The following is a 4029-nucleotide window of genomic DNA, read 5'->3' on the forward strand; positions in this document are numbered from 1 at the left end:
TCCTTTTTCCAACGCCTTCCCGGTGATTTCCTTGTAGTGCATCGGCTTTTTGCCGCCGAACTCCTCAAGAACCTTCTGAGCACAATCGATGAAGGAAAAGCCCGCGTTGGTGGGATGAGGTTTTGATGGCTTTTCGACAGGTGCAAGAGCCGACGCCGTGTCACCTTCTATTTCAGTTGAATCACGGAGTGCGAAGGTTTGAGGACCTACCTTTACAAAGGGCGACTTATCCCCGTTGCTCTTGATGTCGGAGTAGAGCCGGGCGCTAACGGTGGCCTCCGGTGTCTTACCATCAGACTTCCAGAGCCCAGCTTCGATGATCAGCTTGGCGATTTCAGTGGCATGGAGCGGCTTGCCTGCCTCTTTCAACACCTGGATAGCTGCACTCTGGACACTCATACTCGTTACTCCACCATGGCCTTCAGAAGGGCATCCCTGGTATCGGAATAAAACTGGATGTCGATCTTGGTCGCCATATCGTCAGATAGATCGAAAAGCTGCCGACGGCAGGAAACGGGCATCAAGAGAGCCGAGGCACCTTTTTCAACTGCGATCTCGGCGATGGTGACGGGATTGTGAATAGGCTCGAGAGAGCCACCCAGGTTAATCTCCCCCACGATGATGAGGCCGCCGCGAACACTCTTCTTCAAGAGAGCCGTGCAGAGCGCGATGAGTGATGCCATGCCGAGTTTCGCGCCGGACTTGGATGCGTCAAAGGCTCGGAGTTGGGCGGTGAATTCGTGGTGACGAGGGTCCTTGTCTCCGACCAGTTGCATTGCCCGGGCGTAGAGGTTTTGCTCGGCGTAGCCCATGCTTTCCTTGAAGGCTGGCGGCACGGGTTTGTTGAGGATCTTGACGCCGGAACCTGGGCCTTCATTGATCTCGATACGGTAAAGTCCCGGATGCTCTTCACCGCCACCTGGCGAGATGGTCCAGACCTGGCCTGGCTCAAGGGGGTCGCCACCAATGCTGTTTTCGCTTTGCAGTTCTGGAGTCGAGACAAACTTTTCTACGCCATCAGCCCCCATTACGTAGCTGAAGTGGGTATTACGGAATTCCGCCGCGCCGATGCGCTTCTGCTGTTCCTTGACGCGACGCCTTGCCTCCATGGCGATATGGACGGCCCACTCAATGTCCTCATCGGCCGTCTCGCCTTCACCGGGATAGAGGAGCTTGAGCAATCCGCTCACGGTTTTATTGACCGCGTTGGTATCGCGTCCTGATAGAGCGCCACCGAAGAACACCCGGTTTTGCAGAACGCTCACTCGGCTTTGATTTCGAAGCTGGCTCCAGCACTCGGACAAGAAATCGCTCACCAGACCGAAGTGATTCGTCAACAGTTCCTTGCTGATTTTTGGAACATCCCAGCCGGGCAGAAAGGCGTGAATTCGGTCCATGAAAGCGGTGTCGTCTTTCATCTCGGGTGGCATGGGGCCAAACAGGTGCCCGATGCGCTGCTGATGTTCAACATCAACATCAAAGTTGCCAACCAGGACGATGCTGCCATCGGCTCGGATGCTTTCCTTGCCACGGCTGAATTCACCGGACTCCATGTATCCCTTCATGATGTTCACGCCATCCTTCTGGTCGAAAGAGACGCCGGACACCTCATCGAAGCAAACCACATCGTATTGGCAGACCAATCCGCGCTGGCCGGTTGCGTTGTTGACGAACATCCGGGCAACCGTGGCCTTACCTCCAGAGATCAGATGCGCATACGGAGAAACCTGCTGGAAGAGATGGCTCTTGCCCGTTCCTCTGGGACCGAGTTCCACCAGGTTGAAGTTACGCTCGACAAAAGGAACCATCCGCAGCATCAAGGCATCGCGTTGCCGCCGGGACAATCCGTTTGGCTCTATGCCGATGGATCGAAGTAGAAACTCCTTCCACTCGTCGGTAGTAAAGGACTTGCGGGCCTCGGCCAGGATGTCGAGCACATCGCGTTTGGATAGTTGGATTTCCCGGAGCGACTCAACACCGAAAGGTCTGCCTTTGCTCTCCTGGGCAATAGCCGCATCGTAGTTCAGACTGATTTCGGCATAAAAGCCACCTGTCAGCATTCGCTCATGTTCATTCACCAGTTCCGGGCTAATGCGGACATCGGTCAGACGCAGGCTGGGCAGTGTTGCGATGTAGGAGTCGGTCTTCGCATCCAGGCGAGCGGTGATGAGGTCGATGATTTTGACCTCGCCATTTTCCCTGGCCCGAGCCTTGAAGAGCTCTTCTTCCCCGGCCTTGACCGTTCGCGATTTGAGTTGCCGTTGGACGATCTCGAGGCCCTCATCAATCTCGTCCTGCTCAGTGCTGGCGCAGTACCGGCCGAGCAGAAACTCGACCACATACGTCGGCACCGGAAACTGGCGGCTAAACGTCCGGACCAGATCCTTCCGGACCAGGTACCCCTCTAGCGAGGAGGCCGCTTTTTTGTCGATCTGGTCCATTTCAATCATGCATTACCTCCACCAATTACTGTGGCGATTTGCGCAACCAGCGATCCGTTGGCATCGATCAGGACCACTGTCGCTTCCCGCCCCTCCATGTCCTCGTCCTCGACGACCACGGAGGCTGTTCCGTTGTCTTTAAGCGGTTTGCTGCCGACGACCACACTGGACAATGAATTGCCTGCTTGGCTACGAACATCAAGTGATAAACCCGAGAAGTTGCCATCTACGGCAACGGTACAGCGCAGCCCCTTCCACACCACGTCGGTAAATTCGACAGATGCCGCAGCCTGGGCAGATTCGCCTCGCGTTACCGTCAATTGCAGCGTCAGGCACTCTTGCAGGCTCAGGCCGCCATGGGTGTACTCCTCGCCCTTTTTAAAGCAGCTCACACCATCAGCGAGGGCAAAATACTGGTTTGGATTCCAGTACCATGGGTAAAGCCGCTCCTCGGAAGTGGCCCCGGGTTTTAATGAGGCGCATCGGCCCCACTTGTTATCGGCCAGGGCGCTGGGAAGGTCGATTTTTGGCAATCCCCCAGGCAGCAGCAACCAGCCATGGTCTGTCACAACACGAACACGCTTCCATCCTGCTGCCAAAAGCTCCGTGACCCGGTCTGTGATCTCCAGAATCAGGGCATCGATGTGTTTGGCAAGTTTCCACCCACGGTCGTGGCCTTCGTGGTCGATGTCTCCAAATTCGCACCAAGCCATACCCTGGCCATCGCCATCAGCAGAGCGCTCAAGGATCGACCATCCCGCGTCGGTCAATAGCTTCTTCAGGTGGTAGCCACCCTTTAATGACTGACCGGTGTCTGCGACAGACGGCTCAAAATCTGGACTGCCATCCTCACCGCGAATCCTGTCTCGTACCGGGGTTACCGCCGCCTTGCCGGTTGCCGTTACACTCGGCAGGGCCATCCAGACAGGTTCCTCGGAAATATCAAATCCACACGACTCTAAAGAGCCAACCAAACGCTTCCCAGCATCGAAACGGAGTCCGTCGACGAAGAGAACGCAGTCCCCGTGACTGAAAGGTGCTGCCTTTGCCGTCAGACAGGTGCCTCCCGGGTACGATGCACCATCTACCAATTTCTGGAGATAGCGGGCTGATTCTTCCACCCACGGCAGGTAAACAGATCGAATAGCGGTCGTCACGGCATCAAAGTCGGCAGAACTATCGACCTGGGCCAAAGCCCGGATCACTCCGTCATCGACCCGCCATCCGTGACTGCGATATCCCGCTGCGAGGTCGTCCACCGAACCTGCGGCAAGGCCACTTTTGGTGATCTCGGCAATGGTCGCCAGGTGTTCCACTGCGCAGGCCAAGGGGGCACCACCCAGTTCGGCCCAGACCAGAGATCGCCTGCGTCCGTGCTGTTTTTCCAGCTCCTTAATCTTCGCCCTCGCTTCGTGCGCGGGCGCTTTGGCAAGGGCCATCAAATCACGCTGAAGGTTTTTCTCCTGGTCGTCATTCCACTGAGGCCAGCCGTCGAAAGAACCGTCTCCCATGTGCCAGAAAATGGTGTCACTCGGCGGACGACATTTTCTGATTTGTGCCGGAATGTTGGGGTAGCGCTTTGGTGCCT

3 protein-coding genes are annotated in these 4029 nt (G+C 56.4%); all 3 read right to left on the reverse strand.

The annotated features are described in order from the left end of the window. On the reverse strand, positions 1–399 hold a 399-nt coding region (locus tag LHW45_11085; GenBank protein ID MCB5286112.1), incomplete at its 3' end, for a winged helix-turn-helix domain-containing protein. Between the two features lie 5 nt (positions 400–404). Next, positions 405–2450, reverse strand: a complete 2046-nt coding sequence (gene brxL / locus LHW45_11090) for a BREX system Lon protease-like protein BrxL (GenBank protein MCB5286113.1) — start codon at positions 2448–2450, stop codon at positions 405–407. Then, positions 2447–4029: BREX-1 system phosphatase PglZ type B (gene pglZ / locus LHW45_11095; protein MCB5286114.1), on the reverse strand; the 1583-nt coding region annotated here is incomplete at its 5' end. The genes brxL and pglZ, both read right to left, overlap by 4 nt.

Source organism: Candidatus Cloacimonadota bacterium (assembly GCA_020532085.1).
Classification (GTDB): Bacteria; Cloacimonadota; Cloacimonadia; order Cloacimonadales; family Cloacimonadaceae; genus Syntrophosphaera.

Excerpts from the sequence above, each read along its gene's own strand:
- brxL (MCB5286113.1), bottom strand. The coding sequence starts at position 2,450 with ATGATTGAAATGGACCAGATCGACAAAAAAGCGGCCTCCTCGCTAGAG.